This window comes from Variovorax sp. N23 (assembly GCF_025486315.1).
In the GTDB taxonomy this organism is placed as follows: Bacteria; Pseudomonadota; Gammaproteobacteria; order Burkholderiales; family Burkholderiaceae_C; genus Variovorax.
Map to the genome: position 1 here is coordinate 74,352 of NZ_JAOOPY010000006.1, position 17,933 is coordinate 92,284.

Annotated in this window: 19 protein-coding genes; 5 read left to right on the top strand and 14 right to left on the bottom strand. The window is 69.2% G+C overall.

Translation table 11 applies throughout. The annotated features are described in order from the left end of the window. Positions 1–77: 77 nt before the first annotated feature. Complete coding sequence (locus tag N8A90_RS11035) at positions 78–431, bottom strand: HPF/RaiA family ribosome-associated protein (RefSeq protein ID WP_262074911.1); 354 nt, start codon at positions 429–431, stop codon at positions 78–80. A gap of 307 nt (positions 432–738) precedes the next feature. Here N8A90_RS11035 and N8A90_RS11040 point away from each other — a divergent pair, with 307 nt between their 5' ends. The 3 genes from N8A90_RS11040 to N8A90_RS11050 are packed head-to-tail and all read left to right on the top strand — an operon-like array spanning position 739 to position 3,112. Then, a complete protein-coding gene (locus N8A90_RS11040) occupies positions 739–1,602 on the top strand; it encodes a methionine ABC transporter ATP-binding protein (protein WP_262074912.1) in 864 nt (287 codons plus the stop codon). Next, a complete protein-coding gene (locus tag N8A90_RS11045) occupies positions 1,595–2,257 on the top strand; it encodes a methionine ABC transporter permease (RefSeq protein WP_262074913.1) in 663 nt (220 codons plus the stop codon). The genes N8A90_RS11040 and N8A90_RS11045 overlap by 8 nt, the downstream gene beginning before the upstream one ends. 30 nt (positions 2,258–2,287) lie before the next feature. After that, positions 2,288–3,112: a MetQ/NlpA family ABC transporter substrate-binding protein gene (locus tag N8A90_RS11050; protein ID WP_262074914.1), complete on the top strand. Its 825-nt coding sequence runs from the start codon at positions 2,288–2,290 to the stop codon at positions 3,110–3,112. A 6-nt stretch (positions 3,113–3,118) separates the two neighbouring features. Here N8A90_RS11050 and N8A90_RS11055 read toward each other — a convergent pair whose 3' ends face one another. Then, positions 3,119–3,370, bottom strand: a complete 252-nt coding sequence (locus N8A90_RS11055; RefSeq protein WP_262074915.1) for a hypothetical protein — start codon at positions 3,368–3,370, stop codon at positions 3,119–3,121. A 271-nt stretch (positions 3,371–3,641) separates the two neighbouring features. On the opposite strand from N8A90_RS11055, the gene N8A90_RS11060 reads away from it, so the two are divergent. Together N8A90_RS11060 and N8A90_RS11065 are read left to right on the top strand one after the other, a co-directional pair. Further along, a complete protein-coding gene (locus tag N8A90_RS11060; protein WP_262074916.1) occupies positions 3,642–4,643 on the top strand; it encodes a ferritin-like domain-containing protein in 1,002 nt (333 codons plus the stop codon). A gap of 70 nt (positions 4,644–4,713) precedes the next feature. After that, positions 4,714–6,834 carry a TonB-dependent receptor family protein gene (locus N8A90_RS11065; protein WP_262074917.1) on the top strand — a complete coding sequence of 707 codons (2,121 nt, stop codon included), beginning with the start codon at positions 4,714–4,716 and terminating at the stop codon, positions 6,832–6,834. Positions 6,835–6,867: 33 nt separating this feature from the next. Here N8A90_RS11065 and N8A90_RS11070 read toward each other — a convergent pair whose 3' ends face one another. The 12 genes from N8A90_RS11070 to N8A90_RS11125 all read right to left on the bottom strand — a co-directional run bounded on the left by N8A90_RS11070 (position 6,868) and on the right by N8A90_RS11125 (position 17,918). Then, a complete protein-coding gene (locus tag N8A90_RS11070) occupies positions 6,868–7,164 on the bottom strand; it encodes a DUF3325 domain-containing protein (RefSeq protein WP_262074918.1) in 297 nt (98 codons plus the stop codon). Next, a complete protein-coding gene (locus N8A90_RS11075; RefSeq protein ID WP_262075172.1) occupies positions 7,161–8,777 on the bottom strand; it encodes a PepSY-associated TM helix domain-containing protein in 1,617 nt (538 codons plus the stop codon). Before N8A90_RS11075 ends, N8A90_RS11070 begins: the two co-directional genes overlap by 4 nt. Before the next feature lie 23 nt (positions 8,778–8,800). After that, positions 8,801–9,100: a DUF3649 domain-containing protein gene (locus N8A90_RS11080; protein WP_262074919.1), complete on the bottom strand. Its 300-nt coding sequence runs from the start codon at positions 9,098–9,100 to the stop codon at positions 8,801–8,803. After that, complete coding sequence (locus N8A90_RS11085; RefSeq protein ID WP_262074920.1) at positions 9,097–9,813, bottom strand: DUF4198 domain-containing protein; 717 nt, start codon at positions 9,811–9,813, stop codon at positions 9,097–9,099. Before N8A90_RS11085 ends, N8A90_RS11080 begins: the two co-directional genes overlap by 4 nt. Positions 9,814–9,983: 170 nt before the next feature. Beyond that, the gene (locus tag N8A90_RS11090) at positions 9,984–10,703 is read right to left on the bottom strand and encodes a type 1 glutamine amidotransferase (protein WP_262074922.1); all 720 of its coding nucleotides are present in this window, start codon (positions 10,701–10,703) and stop codon (positions 9,984–9,986) included. Between the two features lie 5 nt (positions 10,704–10,708). Next, positions 10,709–12,088, bottom strand: a complete 1,380-nt coding sequence (locus tag N8A90_RS11095) for an amidase (protein ID WP_262074923.1) — start codon at positions 12,086–12,088, stop codon at positions 10,709–10,711. Continuing rightward, positions 12,088–13,260, bottom strand: coding sequence for an ABC transporter substrate-binding protein (locus N8A90_RS11100; RefSeq protein ID WP_262074924.1), 1,173 nt, complete (start codon positions 13,258–13,260; stop codon positions 12,088–12,090). Before N8A90_RS11100 ends, N8A90_RS11095 begins: the two co-directional genes overlap by 1 nt. Positions 13,261–13,352: 92 nt before the next feature. Beyond that, entirely contained in the window at positions 13,353–14,072 is a 720-nt protein-coding gene (locus tag N8A90_RS11105) for an ABC transporter ATP-binding protein (protein WP_262074925.1), read from the bottom strand. Beyond that, positions 14,065–14,841, bottom strand: coding sequence for an ABC transporter ATP-binding protein (locus tag N8A90_RS11110; protein WP_262074926.1), 777 nt, complete (start codon positions 14,839–14,841; stop codon positions 14,065–14,067). Before N8A90_RS11110 ends, N8A90_RS11105 begins: the two co-directional genes overlap by 8 nt. Then, a complete protein-coding gene (locus N8A90_RS11115; RefSeq protein ID WP_262074927.1) occupies positions 14,838–15,797 on the bottom strand; it encodes a branched-chain amino acid ABC transporter permease in 960 nt (319 codons plus the stop codon). The genes N8A90_RS11110 and N8A90_RS11115 overlap by 4 nt, the downstream gene beginning before the upstream one ends. Beyond that, a complete protein-coding gene (locus N8A90_RS11120) occupies positions 15,794–16,654 on the bottom strand; it encodes a branched-chain amino acid ABC transporter permease (RefSeq protein ID WP_262074928.1) in 861 nt (286 codons plus the stop codon). Before N8A90_RS11120 ends, N8A90_RS11115 begins: the two co-directional genes overlap by 4 nt. A 64-nt stretch (positions 16,655–16,718) precedes the next feature. Then, positions 16,719–17,918, bottom strand: a complete 1,200-nt coding sequence (locus tag N8A90_RS11125; RefSeq protein ID WP_262075173.1) for an ABC transporter substrate-binding protein — start codon at positions 17,916–17,918, stop codon at positions 16,719–16,721. Positions 17,919–17,933 lie beyond the last annotated feature (15 nt).

Consider the following 17,933-nt stretch of genomic DNA (forward strand, 5'->3'; position numbering starts at 1 on the left):
GATGAAGTAAGTGGTTTCTCCATGGATCCCTTACCAAGATCCCTTCGGCCCGCTTCGTGCGGGCCGTTTTTTTGGGGTCAGAGAATTTCCGGCTCGGTCCGGATCGACGTGTGGTCGCGCCGGTCGGTCAGCTTGCCGATGGCGCTGTCGAGCGCGCGCCGTGCCTTGGCCTCGGCGCCACGGAAGGCTTCGTCCATGTTGTCGGCCTGGTGCGTCACGGCCACGGCGGCATGGCCGATCACGTGTGCTTCGATCATGCAGCGCTTGTCGTCGGCGCCGCCCTTGCCGCTGTTGTCGTCCGACAGGTGGACCTCGATGCGGCGCACGTCGTTCGAGAAGCGGCCCAGGGTGCGGCGGATCTCGGCGTCGGCCCAGGCCTCGAGCGTGGCCTTGTTGTCCATGCCATTGCCGGTGTTGATGTGGATTTCCATGCGGATGCGTCTCCGGGGTAAGCGCTGCTTTGCTGCAGCGGGCCACGCGGTGCGGCGTGCCGCTGCGTGGTTCGATGAATGCCAGCATGCCCCATACCGGCCCGGTCGCGACGTAGGTCAACGGAGGCTTTTGGACGGTGTCGGCCCGGTGCCCAGGCGAGGCCGATGTCCCGGGGCTGTGGGCGGCGGCATATAAGACCAGCGAATAAGCAGATCGCGATTCGGTCGTTCGTTTCTCTCCGAACATCTCGCATACTCGCGTCCCCTTCTCCTGCCCGAGGGCCGCCCAGGCCCCGGCGATTGCGTCGTGACCTCCATTCCCCTGACCGACGCGGCCCACAGGCCGCCGGTGATCCGCCTCGAAGCGGTCCAGAAATCATTTGCACTGCCCAGCGGCGACGTCTTCGACGCCGTGCGTGCGCTGTCGCTCGACATTCCCGAGGGCGAGATCTTCGGCCTGATCGGCAAGAGCGGCGCGGGCAAGTCCACGCTGCTGCGCCTGATCAACCTGCTCGAGCGCCCCGACGCCGGCCGCGTGATCGTCGGCGGCCGCGACCTGACCACGCTCACGCGCCGCGAGCTGCGCGACACGCGGCAGAACATCGGCATGATCTTCCAGCAGTTCAACCTGCTGCAGAACGCCACGGTCTTCGATAACGTCGCCTTTCCGCTGAAGATCCACGGCCGCCATTCGCGCGCCGAGATCGACGCGCGGGTGCGCGAATGCCTGGCGCTGGTCGGCCTCTCGGAAAAAATCGACACCTACCCCGCGCAGCTGTCCGGCGGCCAGAAGCAGCGCGTGGCCATCGCCCGTGCGCTGGCGCCGCGCCCGCAGGTGCTGCTGTGCGACGAACCCACGTCGGCGCTCGACAGCGAGACCACGCGCTCGCTGCTCGAGACGCTGCGCGACATCAACGCCAAGATCGGCGTGACCATCGTGATCGTCACGCACGAGCTGTCGGTGGTCGAGGTGCTGTGCCGCCGCGTCGCCATCCTCGAGAAGGGGCAGCTCGTCGAGCAGTTCGCCGTCGACGAGGCGCCCGATGCCGAGCGCCTCACGGCGCTGGGCCGCGAGATCGACGCGCTGGTGCGCCGCCGCGAACGCGATGCGCGCGAAGCTGCCAACGCACCCCTGTCCACGACTGCCGCCCGAGGAATCGCCCATGCCTGAGAACATCGCCGCCATCCTGCCCGAGCTGTGGCTCGCCGCCGGCCAGACCTTCTTGATGCTGGGCATCGGCCTGTCGGCCGCGGTGCTCATCGGTGGCCCGCTGGGCGTGCTGCTGTTCCTGCTCGGCCCCGGCCAGTCGCTGGCCAACAAGCCGGCCTTCCTGGTGCTGAACTGGCTCGTCAACACCGTTCGCTCCTTCCCCTTCATCATCCTGCTGGTGGCGCTGGTGCCCGTCACGCGCGTCATCGCGGGGACGTCCATCGGGCCACTCGCGGCAGCGGTGCCGCTGTCGGTCGCGGCCATCCCGTACTTCGCGCGGCTGGTCGACCAGTGCCTGCGCGAAGTGCCACGCGGCGTCATCGAAGCGGCCCACGCCATGGGCGCGTCGGAACTGCAGATCGTCTGGCGCGTGCTGGTCGTCGAGGCTCGCTCGGGCCTGGTGCTGGCGCTCACCGTGCTATCGGTCAGTTTCCTCTCCTACTCGGCCATCGCCGGTGTGGTGGGCGGTGGCGGCATCGGCGACCTCGCCATCCGCTACGGCTACTACCGCTTCCAGACCGACGTGATGGTCTTCACCGTGGTGCTGCTGGTGGCGCTGGTGCAGATCATCCAGTTCGTCGGCAATACCTTCGCACGTCGCTTGGACAAGCGCTGATTTCCTCTCCTGTTCCCTGATCCCTCTGTCATGAAAACCTCTGCCCTCCGCCGCTCCTTCCTCGCCCTTTCGATCGCCGCGATTTCGCTCGGCGGTCTCTCGCTCGACGCCCAGGCGCAAGCCGACAAGAAGAACCTCGTGATCGGCGGCACGGCCGGATCGAACTTCGACCAGCTCAAGCTGGGCATCGTGCCGATCCTGGAGAAGAAGGGCTACAAGGTGAAGCTGGTCGAGTTCAACGACTACGTGCAACCGAACCTCGCGCTGGCGCAGGGCTCGCTCGACGCCAACTTCTTCCAGCATCTCGTCTACCTCAAGAAATTCGCCGCCGACCAGAAGCTCGACATCGTCGAGCTGGTGCAAGGCCCGATCGCGCCGCTGGGCGTGTACTCGACCAAGCGCAAGACCCTGGCCGAGGTGAAGGACGGCGACCGCGTCACGCTGCCGAACGACCCGAGCAACCTGGCGCGCGCGCTGGTGCTGCTGGAACAGAACAAGCTGATCACGATCAAGCCGGGCGTCGACGCCATCCGCGCCTCGGAGAAGGACGTCGAGCAGAACCCGCACAAGCTGAAGTTCATTCCGCTCGAGGCCGCGCAGCTGCCGCGCTCGCTGGGGGATGCCGAGTACGCCATCATCAACGGCAACTTCGCGATCTCGTCGGGCCTGAAGCTGAAGGAGGCGGTGGTGCTCGAGAAGCCGGCCGACCACTACCTGAACGTGGTGGCCGTCAAGCGTGCCGACAAGGACACGCCGTGGGCCAGGGACATCGCCGACGCCTACCGCTCCAAGGAATTCAAGGCCGTCGTCGACAGCAAGTTCCCGGGCTACGCCAAGCCCGCCTTCCTGCAGTAAGCCCGGTCAGCGCCGCGCGCCGGTGAATGCGCGTACCAGGCGATCCAGCCCGCCGCGCCCGCTGGCCGCGCGGCCGAGCAGCGCGCTGCCCGCGGCGCCGGCCAGCGTGCGCCCCAGGAACGAACGGCTGCGGCCTGCCGCCAGCAGCAGGAAGAGGCCGGCGCCCATGACGGCCCAGTGCTCGCCCGGCAGGTCGGGCCGTCGGTCGTCGGCCTTGCGGGCTTCGTCGATCCAGGATGTCGCGTCATTCGAGTTCATGCAGGTCCTTGCAGCGTGATGCATTGAGAAAGAAGCCCTGTTGATAGGCCATCGCAACGCACAGCGCATGTAGGCCGTGCCCGGCGTTGCAGGGCGTCGCGTACCGCAGGCCGCGCAGGCGATGCCCTACAGGCAGCGTCTGGCGTTCCTGACCCGGAGATGCCTGCGCGTGTTCAGGATGAAGTCTTCAACGCGCCACCGCCGAAGCCTCTTGCGTATCGCGAGGTATTCCGGCGGAGGGCATTTCCAACCCTTCTCTCAAGGAGCCGATATGGCCAAGGAAAAAGACTTCACGACGAACGACATGAACCGCGATCCCATCACGGGCGCGCCGGGCGCACACCCCGTCGGCACCGGGGTCGGTGCGGCGGGCGGTGCGGTGGCAGGCGCTGCCGCAGGTGCCGTCGCGGGGCCGGTGGGCGCTGTGGTCGGCCTGGTGGCGGGCGGTCTGGCGGGCGGGCTGGGCGGCAAAGCGGTGGCCGAAAGCGTGAATCCCACCGCCGAGGAGGCGTACTGGCGTTCCAGCTACGACCGCGAAAGCTATTACGAGCCGGGCCGCAGCTACGACGACTACGCGCCGGCCTATGCGCTGGGATGGTCGAGCCGCGCTGTGCGCGAGGACAGCTTCGACACGCTCGAACCCACGTTGGCCGATGAATGGGCCACGCGCCGCGGCAACTCGACCCTCGACTGGCCGCAGGCACGCCACGCGTCCCGCGCCGCCTGGGTGCGTGCGGACCGCACCTACTTCGGCGAGGCGGCGGTGATGGCGTCGCGCGGCACGGCAGCGTTCGATGCCGATCGCACGACGGGTGATGCGATGTCGAACGACGACGTGGTGGATGTGCTCAACGACCTGATCGAGAACTCGCACGACGGCGAGTACGGTTTCCGTACCTGCGCGGAGGAGGTGGAAAACGCCAGCCTCAAGCAGGTGTTCGCGGAGCGCGCGGCGGGCTGCCGTACGGCGGCCAACGAGCTCGCCCAGCTGGTCACGCAGTACGGCGGCACGCCGGCCGACGGTGGCACCACGAGCGGGGCGATGCACCGTGGCTGGGTGCACGTGAAGGGCGCGGTGGGCGCCAACAGCGAGGCATCGATCCTCAACGAGTGCGAGCGTGGGGAAGATGCGGGGCTGGCACGCTACCGCAAGGCGCTCAAGCAGGCGCTGCCGGCCGACGTGCGTGCCGTGATCGAGCGCCAGGCGCAGGGCGCGCAGCGCAACCACGACCAGATCAAGGCGTTGCGGGACCAGGCCCGCGCCCGCAGCTGACGGGGTGACGCCTCGACCATAGGGCCGATCCTGTCAGGTGCATCGCGTGGTGCCCTGCAGAATCGGTCCCATGAGAAAGACCACTGCCGCTACCGTCACCGCCTTGTTCGCCACCACCCTGTACGCGCAGGAGGCCGCCGGCGACGCCCCCAGCTTGCGGACGGTCACCGTCTCCACCCCGCGCGGCGCCGCGGTGCCCTTCGACCTGCCGGGCTCGGTCGACCTGGTCGACCGCCAGCAGTTGCGCGACGGCAAGCTGCAGGTCAACCTGTCGGAAAGCCTCGGTGGCGTGCCGGGTCTGCAGGTGCAGAACCGGCAGAACTACGCGCAGGACTTGCAGATTTCCATCCGCGGTTTCGGCGCGCGTTCGACCTTCGGCCTGCGCGGCGTGCGGCTGTACGTCGATGGCATCCCGGCCACATTGCCCGACGGGCAGGGCCAGAGCACCAACATCGACATCGGCTCGGCCGACCGCGTCGAGGTGCTGCGCGGACCCTTCTCGGCGCTGTACGGCAATTCGTCGGGTGGCGTGATCCAGGTCTTCACCGAAGACGGCGAGGCGCCGCCGCGGCTCGGCTTCTCGGTGGCGGGCGGCAGCTTCGGCAGCACGCGCTTCGGCGCGAAAGCCTCCGGCGCGAGCGGCAACATCGACTACGTGCTGAGCGCGAGCCGCTTCCGCACCGACGGCTACCGCGACCACAGCGCGGCCACGCGCGACATCGCCAACGGCAAGCTCGGCGTGCAGCTCGACGACGGCAGCCGGCTCACGCTCATCGCCAACAGCGTGCGCATCGATGCGCAGGACCCGCTGGGCCTGACGCAAGCACAGCTCGACAGCAACCCGCGCGCCGCACCGCTCGCGACCCAATACGACACGCGCAAGACGGTCGACCAGACGCAGGTCGGCCTGCGCTACGAACGCCGCATCGACGCGGACCAGGACCTGCGGCTGATGCTCTACGGCGGCGACCGGCGCACCACGCAGTTCCAGTCGATCCCGCCATCGGCGCCGCCGCAGGCGAGCGTCCTCGGCGCGGGCGGCGTGATCGATCTGCAGCGTCGCTACGCCGGCTTCGACGCGCGCTGGACGGTGCGCACCGCGCTGGCCGGCCGGCCCTTCGAGCTGTCGACCGGCCTGGCCTACGACACGCTGCGCGAGCAGCGCCGCGGTTACGAGAACTTCGTCGGCACCGGCACGACGCAACGCCTCGGTGTGCAAGGCGCGCTGCGGCGCGACGAGCGCAACGAGGTCGGCAATGTCGACCCCTATGTGCAGACGCGCTGGGACTTCGCCGAACGCTGGTCGCTCGAAGCCGGCCTGCGCCAGAGCACCGTGCGCTTCGACTCGGACGACCGCTACCAGCGCGGCATCAACGGCGACGACAGCGGCGACGCGCGCTATCGCCAGCTGCTGCCGGCGGCCGCGCTGCGCTTCGCGGCCACGCGCGACCTCAACCTCTACGTGAGCGCGGGGCGGGGCTTCGAGACGCCGACGCTCAACGAACTCTCGTACCGGCCGGGCAACGTGGGTGGCCTCAACTTCGCGCTGCAGCCGTCGGTGAACCACAGCCTGGAAGTCGGTGCGAAGGCGCGCGTGGCCGACGGCCTGCTGACCGCCGCGGTGTTCCAGACGCGCACCGACGACGAGATCGTGACCGCCACCAACAGCGGCGGCCGCGCCACCTTCCAGAACGCCGGCCGCACGCAGCGCGACGGCGTCGAGCTGGCCTGGCTGCATGAGACGCGCAGCCATTGGCGCACACAGCTGGCCTACACCTGGCTCGATGCGCGCTACCGCGACGGCTTCTGCTCGCCGTCGCCCTGCACGGGCGGCAATGCGGTGGCGCCGGACAACCGCATCCCGGGCATCGCGAAGCAGTCCTTCTTCGCATCGTTCGGCTATGCACCGCCTGTGGGTTGGCGCGCGGGCGCCGAGCTGCGCGCGCTCAGCCGCATCCAGGCCAACGACGCCAACACCGCGAGCGCGCCGGGCTACGTCGTCGCGGCCCTGCAGGCAGGTTACGTGCAGCGCTGGGCGGGATGGGAGTGGAACGCCTTCGCCCGCGTCGACAACCTGTTCGACCGCCGCACCGTCGGCTCGGTCATCGTCAACGAGAGCAACGGCCGCTACTTCGAGCCGGCCCCCGGCCGCAACTGGACGGTGGGGGCGGGCGCGACCTACGTCTTCTGACGGCGGGCGCCCGCAGTGCCGGTGGGCCTGCCCTCAGCGTCGGCCGGGCCGCTTCGCCTTGCGCCGTGTGCCGATGACCAGCGCCCCGAAGACGAGGCCGGCGCCCAGGCTGGTGTGGCCGCTGAAGCTCGCCAGGCCCACGCCCCAGCCCTGGGCCCTGACGATGACTCCGAGCGCCAGCAGCAATGCCGCCCACCCGATGCCGCGCAACCCGTGGGTCGTGTTCGCCGGAAGCGCGCGGCCCAACAGGTCTTCCTGGTGGCGCTCCATGGCGAGCGCGAGCGCCGTGAAGCCCAGCGTGCTGAGCAGGAAGACGGTCAGATGCGTCATGCGCTTTTCCCGGCCGACGATGGCGTGGTGCGAAGTGGGGCGGGCCGGCGTGCGGCCCGGGTTTGGGGGCTGTGTCGCGCCGTACGGATCGCCAGCATCGCGTGCAGCGCGGCCAGCACCCACAGCATCCCGTCGACACCGGCGAAGACCCAGTCGCCTTCGGCCAGGCTGCGCCACAGCGGGCGATCGGTCGTGACCGCGTTGAGCAGGGGCAGCAGCGCGAGCGCCGCGGTCGCCAGCCAGAGCTGTTCCAGCCAGGCCTTCTTCGCGGGCCGCAGCACCGCGTGCACGCCCATCAGGCCCCAGACGATGAAGAAGGTGTGGATCTCCCAGGCGCCGCGATCGGGCAGGCCGGTCGGCAGCAGGCGGTTGGCCCACAGCATGCCGGCCATGGCGATCGACAGGCCCGCGATGGCCGCGATGTTCAGCCGCTCGACGATGCGAAAGCCCAGGTAGGGCCGCTCCGGATCGGCCAGTTTCTGCCGACGCTTGACGGTCCACATCACGAGGCCGGTGCCCACCATCGCCGTGCCCGCGAGGCTGACGATGAAATACAGCCAGCGCGTCACGCCGTCGCCGAAGCGGCCCAGGTGCAGCGCGTACATCACGCCGCGCGTTTCGGCCGCGGGGCCGACGTGGTCCCTGGTCTCCAGAAGCCGGCCGGTGCTGCCCTCGAACAGCATGTACTGCGGGCTGACCGACGCGCGGCCGGGGTCGCCGCGCGACACGCTCACGCGGGCTGCGGCATCGCCGGCGTTGGTGATCGTCACGCGTTTGATCTTGTCGCTGCCCCAGCGCGCCTGCGCCTGGCGCACCATGTCTTCCACCGGTGCGAGCCCGGCCTTCTGCCCGCTCGGCTTGACCGGCTGGATGAAGGCGCTGAGTTCGGCCGTGAGCTGCTGCCGCTCGGCCGGCGTCTTGAAGGCCGCCTGGCTGCTCCAGGGCATGTACAGGGCCATCAGCGTCACCAGGCCGGTGTACGTGATCATCAGGTGGAAGGGCAGTCCGAACACCGAGAGCGCATTGTGCGCATCGAGCCACGAGCGTTGCCCCTTGCCCCATCGGAAGGCGAAGAAGTCGATGAAGATCTTCTTGTGCGTGATGACGCCGCTGACGATCGCCACCAGCATGAACATCGCGCAGAAGCCGGCCAGCCATCGGCCCCACAGCACCGGCATGTAGTGGAACTGGAAGTGGAAGCGGTAGAAGAATTCGCCGCCGGGTGTCTCCCGCGATGCCACCTTGTGGCCCGTGTCCGGGTCGAAGCTCGCGCTCTTGAAGGCGCGCCGGCCCTCGGCGCCGGGGATGCGCCAGAACGCCGAGGCGACGTTGTTGCGCGCGTCCGGCAGCCCGATGCTCCACTGCGGGCTGTCGGCGGCTGTCGTCGCGAGTTCGTTCGCGATGCGCCGGGCCACCCCCGCCGGGTCGGGCACGGTGGCCTGGTGCGGCAGCTCGGGCCGCATCCACTGCGAGAGCTCGTCCTTGAAGTAGCTCACCGTGCCGGTGAGGAACATGGCGTAGAGGAACCACCCCGTCAGCAGACCGGCCCAGATGTGCAGGTCGGACATGGTCTGGCGGATGCCGCGGACCTGGGGCTGCGCCCTGCGCGCCATCGAAGGCCGGTCGTTCAGGAGGCTCACGAGGCGGCACCTCCGGCCCACACGGACCAGGCCGCGAGCAGCGGCGGCACGGCCGCGACCAGCAGCCCGGCCCAGGCACGCCGCGCGCTGCGCACCGCGAAGACCCAGACCACCGCACCGGCGTAGATCGCGAAGCTCGCCAGCGTGCCGGTGATCACCGCCTGCGTCTTGTCCATCGGAAGCGCGAGTGCGGCGACGCTGCCCAGGGCTGCCAGCACATAGCCGCCGAACACGGCGGCGACGATGCGCGAGAGGAGCGGGCCCACGCGCCGGGCCCGGTCGAGCGCGGCGATCACTTGTTGGGCGTGGCGGCCGGTCCTGCGGGGATCGGGGCGACGCCGTCGGCCTTGACGTAGGTGAGCGTGGTGACGTAGCTCACGCCGTCGTACCTGTCGGCGCCACGCTCGCCCGGCGTGCGGTCGGTGTGGCTGGCCTCGGCCACGTAGGTGCCCTGCCAGGGCATGTCGAAGGTGACCACGCCCTGCGCGTCGGTACGGCTTTCCTTGGCCCAGCCCGATTGCGTGACCAGCGACACCTTGGTCTTCGGCAGCGGCTGGCCCTTGAGGACGAGCTTGAATTCGCCCGGCGTGCCGGTGGGCACGATGTCGAAGGCCAGCTTCGGCGCCTGCGCCGCGAAACCGGTGATCAGCCGCGCGCCCGGGCGGTACCAGTTCTTCGTTTCCTTCTCGCCCTGCTTCATGGTGAAGAGCGGGTAGCTGGCGTCTTCGGCCACGATGCTCTCGCCGGCGCCGGCCTGGAAGGGCAGCGTGAAGCCGTCGCCGGTCTTGGTGCCGTCGCCCACATTTTCACCTTGGGCCGACACCAGCGTGCCGGTCGGCTTGACGAACTTGTCCAGCAGGCCGGGCGATGCCTCGCGCAGGTTGTCGCCGAATTCGCCGAAGCGGATCACGGCGCGCTGGCCGGCGGGCTGTTCGAGCCAGATCTGGTGGGCCTGGGCGGTGGTGACGAAGCCCAGGAGGGCGGCGACGACGATCCGTGTGTGTTTCATGGCTGAGGGCTTTCGTGCAGCGTTCGGTCGATGCCGACAGCTTCCGCATGCGGTCGGCGCGACGTTCTTTAGAAATGAGAACGTTTCTCATTCTAATTCCATAAGAGGCTGCGATTCAGCCATCGCCCTGCGACCCCGGCCCCTGGCGCGGATGATTCGTTCGCAGCTTCTCAGGGGAGGGTGCCGCACCAACGGGCGTAGAGCCGCTGCAGATGGCCCGCCATGCGTGCGGTCCGCGCAGGCACCTCCTGCTGCGTCGCATCCATCGACGCCACGGCCGGATTGCCCGCAGCGTGCTGGCGCAGCAGCTGCGCGCCGTTGCGCGCCAGCGAGAGCGCCACCAGCGCCGGCGTCATCTCCAGGTGCGACTGCACCAACAGGTGCCGGTCGTCCAGCACGTAGGCCTGCGCGGCGCAGTGCACGCCGGTGGCGATGCGCACCGCGCCCGGTGGCGGCGTGAAGGTGTCGCCATGCCACTGGAAGGTCTCGATGCGCTGCCCGGCCGCGTCGCCCCACCAGTTGCGGGCCAGCGCGTGGTCGTCGGCCACGATGTCGTTCCAGCCGATCTCCGGGCGCGTGTGCGTGTGCACGCTGCCGCCCAGCGCGCGCGCCACCAGCTGGCTGCCGAGGCAGTGGCCCGCGACAGGGATGCCCTGTGCGGCGGCGGCGCGGATGAGGGCCAGTTCCTGCCCGATCCACGGCAGCGGGTCGTTGGCGCTCATGTAGCCACCCATGAAGACGAGGCCCGCGAAGGCGGACGCATCGGTAGGCACGGGCTCACCGTCGACGATGCGCACCACCTGCACCTCACGCCCCAGCGCCTGCAGGATGGGCACCACCGTGCCGGGTGCGCCGACCTCGGTGTGCTGGAAGACGGCGATGGGTTTCATCGTCGTCACGCGTCGTGCGCCAGCAGCGCTTCGACCGTCCGCCCGAAGCCCAGGACCTGCGCGTCGTGGTACTTGCGCCCGGCGATCTGCAGCCCGAACGGCAAGCCAGCAGGGTCGCGGCCGAGCGGCAGGCTCAACGCCGGTTGCTGCGTGAGATTGAAGGGGTAGGCGAAGCCGTTGTCCGAGAACCAGTTGGTGACCTGCGCGAGATCGGTCTGCAGCGCGGGGGCCACGGTAGGCGTCGACGGGCTCAGCAGCAGGTCGAAGTCGGCGAAGGCACTGGCGAGCTGGCCGCTGAATTCGCGCAGGCGAGCGCGGCTGCGCGAAAGCGCGTCGACGCCGAGCGCTGCGCCGTCGGCGTACACCGTCTGCAGGCCGGGGCCGAGCTTCTCGCGCTCCGCGGGCGGCCAGGCGACGAAGGATTCGTGGACGCGTGATGCCCAGACGGTCCACATGTCGGTGGCGCAGTTGGTGCCGGTGCTGGTGGCGGGCAACGGCACCAGCGTGTGGCCGGCGGCGGAGAGCCGCCCGAGCAGTGCCTGGAACGCTTCGACGATGACGGGTGCCACCTGCATCTCTGCGCCCAGTTCCAGTGTCCAGCCGATACGCAGCGGCCGCGTGCCCGTGGCGCGAACCACGTCGCGCGGAAAGAGCGATGTCGGGTCGCGCACATCGGGCTGCGACAGCACGCCCATCGCCACGATGGCATCGTTCACGTTGCGCGTGAGCGGCCCCATGTGCGCGAACTCTGCGAAGGCACTCTGCGGTGCCACGGGGATCGCACCGAAGCTCGGCTTGAAGCCCACCAGGCCACAGTACGAGGCGGGGATGCGCACCGATCCGCCGGCATCGCTGCCCAGTGCCAACGGGCCCCAGCCGGCCACAACCTGCGCGGCTGCGCCGCAGCTCGATCCGCCGGGCGTGCGGGTGGTGTTGAGCGGATGGCGCGTGGTGCCGGCCTGCGGGCTGGTCGAACCGATCTGCCAGCCGAACTCGGTCGTGGTCGTCTTGCCGAAGAGCACGCAGCCGGCGGCGCGCAACGGCGCCACGCAGGGCGCGTCCTGCGGTGCTGGCGCAGCGCCGGCCGCGGCGAGCGAGCCGCGCCGTGTCGGCCAGCCGGCCACGTTCATCAGGTCCTTGATCGACACCGGTACGCCGTCGAGTGCGCTCAGCGGGCGGCCGGCGCGCCAGCGCTCGCCGGCGGCGCGTGCTTGCGCGCGGGCGCCCTCCGCGTCGAGCAGGCAGAACGCGTTGATGCCGCGCGTGTCGGCGGCGATGGCCGCGAGCAAAGCGTCGAGCACCGCCTCGGGCGTGTGAACGCCGTCGCGGAAAGCCGCGATCAGCGCGGCGATGTCGAGCGCCAGCCGCGGGTCGCGCGCCGGCATCAGCGGGCGGCCTTGAAGGTCTCGAACTCGATGTTGGCCAGCGTGCCGTCGACCTTGCCGACCTTGCGGATGAATTCGTCCTGCACGATGTCGCGCGTCTTGGCGTCGATGCCGATCGGGCCGCGCGGGCTCTCGAACTGCAGGCCCTGGAAGGCGCCGATGAGCGTCTGGCCGTCGGCGTTGCCGCCGGTCTTCTTGAGTGCGGCGTAGAGCGCGGCCATGCCGTCGTAGGCGGCCACGCTCATGATGGTGGGGCGGGCCTTGGCGCCGCGCAGCGCCTTGAAGTCCTTCACGAAGCGCTCGTTCAACGCCGACTTGTGGTGCATCGAGTACGGATACACGGTGGTGATGTCGAGCGCGCGGTCGCCGATGGCTTCGATGATGGCCTCGTCGACGATGTCGCCGGTGCCGATCAGCTGGATGCCCGCTTCGCTCAGGCCCTTGTCGCGGAACTCCTTGATGAAGGCCGGTGCCACGTCGCCGCCGTTGACGAAGGCGAACAGCACGTCGGGCTTGGCGTCCTTCACGCGCTGCATGTAGGGGGAGAAGTCGAGCGTCACCATCGGCGTGCGCACGTTGCCGACGATCTCGCCGCCGGCCTTCCTGTAGGCATCGAGGAAGGCGGCTTCGGCGTCATGCCCCGGCGCGTAGTCGGCCACGATCACGTAGGCCTTCTTCGAGCCGTTCTTGACCGCCCACTGCGCGATCGGCGGCACCACGTCCGGGTAGGTGAACGAGGTGCGCACCATGAAGGGCGACTTGGCCGTGAGGTTGGCGGCGGCCGCGTTCATCACCACCATCGGCACCTTGGCCTGCGTGGCGATGGGCGCCACCGACAGCGCGTTCGGCGTGAAGCCGAAACCGGCCAGCACCTGCACCTTGTCGCGCGTCACCAGTTCGGTGGCCAGCCGCTTGGCGAGCTCGGGGTTGGGGCCGCCCACGTCCTTCACGATGACCTCGACGCGCTTGCCGGCGACGGTCTCGCCGAACTGCTGCTGGTAGACCTTGATCCCGGCCTCCATCTGCTTGCCGAATTCCGCGAAGGGGCCGGACATTTCGGCAATCAGGCCGACGCGCACGGTGTCCTGCGCGAAGGCGGCGGGCGCGGCCAGCGCGAGGGTGCAGGCGGCGAGGAGATGGCGGCGGGAGAGGGTGCTGAGCAATGCGGACATGGAACTGGTTCCTTCGATCGACAAGAAAGACGAGGGCGGTCCCGACGCGCCGACAGCGGCGACGTGCGGGCCGGGAAACGATGCGCCGTGCCTCAGGCGGGCACTTCGGCGATGCCGACGCCCAGCAGCCCATCGAGCAGTGCCGCATCGGCGGCCAGCGCGGCGCTGGTGCCGGCGTGCACGACGGTGCCGCGTTCGAGCACGATGGCCTGGTGCGTCATCTCGAGCGCGAGCACAGGGTGCTGCTCGACCACGATCGACGCCAGGCCTTCGCCTTCGCACAGGCGGCGGATCGATGCGGCCAGCTCTTCCACGATGATCGGCGCGAGGCCTTCCATCGGTTCGTCGAGCAGCAGCAGCTTGGGGTTGGTCATGAGGGCGCGGCCGATGGCCAGCATCTGCTGTTCACCCCCCGAGAGCTGGTTGCCGTAGTTGCCGCGGCGCTCGCGCAGCCGCGGGAAGAAGCCGTACACGCGCTGCAGGTTCCAGGGGCCGGGGCTGGCGACCACGGTGAGGTTCTCCTCCACCGTGAGCGAGGGGAACACCTCGCGCTCCTGCGGCACCCAGCCCAGGCCGGTGCGCGCGCGGCGGTGCGCCGGCCAGCGCGTGATGTCCTCGCCGCACCAGCGGATGGCGCCCTGCGTGACGCGGGTGTTGCCCATCAGCGTCTCGAGCAGCGTGGTCTTGCCCACGCCGTTGCGACCGAGCACGGCCAGGCTCTGGCCCTCGGCCAGCGTGAAGCCCAGGCGGTGCAGCACGACCGCGTTGCCGTAGCCGGCGACGACGTTGTCGAAGGCGAGCAGTTCAGCCATGGGCCACTCCTGCATGCGTGCCGGCGTGGGCGTGGCCCAGGTAGACCTCGCGCACGCGCGGGTCGATGCCGATCTCGGCAGGTGTGCCTTCGGTCAGGATCTGCCCGGCCACCAGGACCGAGATGCGGCGCGAGAAACGGAAGACGAGTTTCATGTCATGTTCGATGAACAGCACGCTGATGTCCTGCGGCAGTTCGGCAATCGCTTCGAAGAGTTCGCCGCTCTCGTCCTCGGGCACGCCGGCCGCGGGTTCGTCGAGCAGCAGGATGCGGGGTTTGGCGGCCATGGCGAGCGCGATCTCCAGCAGGCGCTGCTTACCGTAGGCCAGCTCGGCCACCGGCACGTCGGCCAGGGCGTCCAGCCTCAGGCGGCCGAGCAGCGCGTGCGCCTCGTCGAACAGCGCCGTGTGACGCACGAGCGGCCGCCACCACACCGCGCCCAGGCCTTCGCGCTCGCTGATGGCGAGCACCACCGACAGCAGCGGCGTGAGGCTGGGGAACAGCGTGTTGATCTGGAAGGTGCGCGCCAGGCCCATGCGCGCGCGGCGGTCGGCGGCGAAGCCGGTGATGTCCTGGCCGTCCATCTCGATGCGCCCGGCGGTCGGCCTGATCACGCCGGTCAGCAGGTTGATGAGCGTGGTCTTGCCGGCACCGTTGGGGCCGATGAGTGCCTGGCGCGCGCCGGGTTCGAGCGAAAGGTGCACGTCGTTCACCGCCTGGAAGGCGCCGAAGCGCACGCCCAGGCCGTGGGTCTGCAGTGCCGGCTTCATGGCGCGCTCCGCTTCGCGAGGCGCGACAGCGCGCCCATGATGCCGCCGCGGCCGACCATGACGGCCGCGATCAGGAAGATGCCGAGCCAGAACATCCAGTACTCCGGGTTGAGGTCGGCGAAGGCGTCGTGCACCAGCATGTAGACCAGCGCGCCGATCATCCCGCCGTAGAGCCGGCCGGTGCCGCCCAGCACCAGGATGATCAGCACCTCGGCCGAGCGGTTGAAGCCGATCGACTCGATGCCGACGAACTGCGTGGTCTGCGCCAGCAGCGCACCGGCCACGCCGGCCACCGAGGCCGACAGCGCATAGGCCATGCGCAGGCGCGACGCCACCGGCGAGCCGATCGCCAGCATGCGCTTGCGGCTGTCGTGGATGCCGCGCAGCGCCAGGCCGAAGGGCGAGCGCAGGATCAGCCGCACGCCCAGGAACATGACGAGCACCACGCCGAAGGCGTAGAGAAAGGCGGTCTTGCCGTAAAGGTCGAACTCGAACAGTCCGAGCACCGGCCACATGACCATGCCCTGCAGGCCGTCGGTGCCGCCGGTGATGCCCGACAGCCGGTTGGCCAGCTCGGCCAGCAGCACGCACACGCCGATGGTGATCATCAGCCGCGTGAGGTCGGCGCCGCGCACCACCAGATAGCTCAGCAGGTAGCCGAGCGCGGCGCAGACGACCAGCGCCACCAGCAGCCCCGTGAAGGGCTCGCCCCAGCCGTGCTTGGCGAGCAGGCCCGCCGCATAGGCGCCGGCGCCGAAGAAGGCCGCGTGGCCGACGGTGAGGATGCCGGCGTAGCCCAGCGCCATGTCGAGCGACACCGCGAACAGGCCGAAGATGAGGATCTGGCTCATCAGCGTGAGCTTGTCCGGCAGCAGGAAGAAGCAGGATGCGAGCGCGAGCCAGAAGGCCACCTCGGCCCAGCGCAGTCGCTGCGGAGAAAGGGTGATGCGCGTCATGCGATGCCTTTGCGCGGAATGATGCCGTTGGGCCGCAGCAGCAGCATGACGATCATCACGACGTAGATGAGGAAGGCGCCCGCTTCCGGCCAGTAGTACTTGCCGGCCATGTCGACGATGCCGACCAGCAGCGCCGCGACGAAGGGGCCGGTGATGGTGCCGGCGCCGCCGACGCACACCACGATCAGGAAGTACACGAGGTACTTGAGCGGGAACGACGGCTCCAGCCCGAGCATGCCCAGGCTGAGCGCGCCGCCCAGGCCCGCCAGGCCGCAGCCCAGCGAGAAGGTCAGAAAAAACAGGCGCTGCACGTGGATGCCGGTGCCGGCCGCCACGCGCTGGTTGTCGACCGCCGCGCGCACCATCGCGCCGTAGCGCGTCTTGCCGATGCCCAGCAGCAGCACGGCCAGCACGAGCACGCCGCAGAGGATGAGGAAGAGCCGGTAGCGGCCGACCTCGAGCCCGCCCAGCGACACCCGTCCGTCGAGCAGCGGCGGCAGCTGGAAGGGCTGCATCGTCGGGCCGAAGAAGTAGGTGAAGACGGCGATCGAGACGAACACGATGCCGATCGACAGCAGCACCTGGTCGAGCGGGTGGGCCTTGTAGAGCCGCCGGTAGAACGTGAACTCCAGCACCGCGCCGATCAGTGCCGCGGCGACGAAGGCCGCGGCCAGCGCCGGGAAGAAGCCCACGCCGTAGCGGCTCATCAGCACGCTCGCGGCGTAGCCACCGACCATCGCGAATGTGCCATGGGCGAGGTTGACGAAGTTCATCAGGCCCATCGTGATGGACAGGCCCACCGCGATGAGGAAGAGGAGCATGCCGTAGGCCACGCCGTCAAAAATAACGATACCCATGAAATTCCCGTTGTTGGCTGCGCGCCGGTGTCGGGCCGGCGGTGCTGGCTGTGCGCCGCGCTGCTTACTTCGCGGCTTCCTTGGCCGGGTCCTTGACCTTGTCGAACTTGTCGAACTCGACGTTCACCAGCTTGCCGTCGACCTTCTCGGTCTTGCGGATGTACACCGTCTGCACGATGTCGCGCGTGACCGGGTCGATCTCGATCGGGCCGCGCGGGCTCTCGAAGCGCAGGCCCTTGAGCGCGTCCATCACCTTGTCGCCCGACACGTCGCCCTTGGTCTTGGCGAGCGCCAGATCGATGGCGGCCATGGCGTCGTAGGCGGTCACGGCGAAGTAGCTCGGGCGCATCGAGGTGCCGAACTGCGCGACGAAGTCCTTCACGAACTTCTGGTTCTTGGGCGAGGGGTGGGCGTACGAGTAGTGGTGCGCGGTGACCAGGCCCAGCGCGACGTCGCCGGTCGCATCGAGGTAGCTGTCGTCGGTCGCTTCGCCGGTGGCGAAGAGCTTGATGCCGGCCTCGTCCATGCCGCGTTCCTTCCACACCTTGAGGAAGGCCGGGGGCATCACGCCCGAGGGGAAGAAGAAGAACACCGACTGCGGCTTGGCGTCCTTCAGGCGCTGCACGTAGGCCGAGAAGTCGGGGTTGTTCATCGGCGTGCGCAGTTCGCCGAGGATCTTGCCGCCGCCTTCCTCGAAAGCCTTCTTGAAGGCGGTGAACGAATCGGTGCCCGACGCATAGTCGGCCACGACCACGTACGACTCCTTGATGCCGTTCTTGATCATCCAGCGTGCCATCGGGTCGGACACTTGCTGCACGGTGAACGACAGCCGCGCCACATACGGCGAGCTGCTGGTGATGGCCGACGACGATGCGTTCATCACGATGGTCGGGATCTTCGCCTGCGTGGCGATGGCGCTCACCGCATAGGCGTTGGGGCTGAAGTCGAGGCCGGTGAGGATGCTCACCTTGTCGCGCACGACCAGTTCCTGCGCCATGCGCTTGGCGGCATCGGGCGCCGGGCCGGCCGTGTCCTTCTTGATGATCTCGACGGTGCGCCCGGCGATCTTGCCGCCGTGTTCCTTCAGGTACAGCGCCACGCCGGCGTCGAACTGCCGGCCGTAGTCGGCGTAGGGGCCGGAATAGGTGGCGATCATGCCGATGCGCAGCGGCTCGTCGGCCGCGTGCGCGCTGCCGAAGGCGCCCATGGCCGTGAGCGCGGCGAGGGCGAGGGTGGCAAGGGTGCTTCGCTTGGTCATCTTCATCATGGAACTCCGAGG